This is a genomic window from uncultured Microscilla sp. (assembly GCF_947493425.1).
Classification (GTDB): domain Bacteria; phylum Bacteroidota; class Bacteroidia; order Cytophagales; family Microscillaceae; genus Microscilla.
Map to the genome: position 1 here is coordinate 1 of NZ_CANLRP010000431.1, position 749 is coordinate 749.

General features: G+C 53.0%; 1 protein-coding gene. It reads right to left on the minus strand.

The window, feature by feature from the left end:
• Nucleotides 1–749: hypothetical protein (locus Q0954_RS34190; protein WP_299466643.1), on the minus strand; the 749-nt coding region annotated here is incomplete at both ends.

The following is a 749-nucleotide window of genomic DNA, read 5'->3' on the forward strand; positions in this document are numbered from 1 at the left end:
GTGGTAATGCCTCCATCGGCGTGTACCCGCACCAAAGCATCGGTGGCATATACCGGGCGGTTGCCCAAGGCTTTCGAGAAGTCTTGAGCCGCCTTTAGGTTGCTGCACGAAAGCAGACGGATGGGTTGGGTACCACCGGGGTCAATGGTACGAACGATGCTGGCCAGGTCTTGGGTGCTGACATCGATTTTTTGCAGCTTACCCTGGGCATTTTCCAGGTAGGCAAAGTGTTGTTTGCCTTCGGCGTGGATGAACAAATCGAGGGCTTCATCCCGGTTGTTCCATTTTATTTGGCGGAGCTTCTGTATTTCGGCGGGCTTTAGCGAGGCATAAAAATCAGGACTTTCAAACTGATAGTTGCCCCGGCCATCTGCCTTACAAACCCCATACTCCCCCTTTTCATTTTTGGCAATAAACTTACCATCGGGGCTGTTGTCCATTGACTTGGGGTGCAGTATTTTGTCTGGGGTGGTGTTGATCCAACGCTTGACCTTGATCTTTCCTCCCTGCAAAGTAGCGATTACCTTGCCCGAAGCCACTATGTCGTAAGCTTGGGTGGTTTTGCGGTAGACAAAGTTGACTTGCCCCGCCAATTGTCGGCGTAATACACGGAAACTGTTTTGCGCCACGGTGAGCGCCGCTTTGCCTCCTTTGACTGCTCCGTTGAGCCCCTGCCCCAACTTTGCCAGCTTGCCTCCTTTGGCAAACAAGCCCAACTCGCCTGCCCCGGTCGCCATCGACAGAATAAA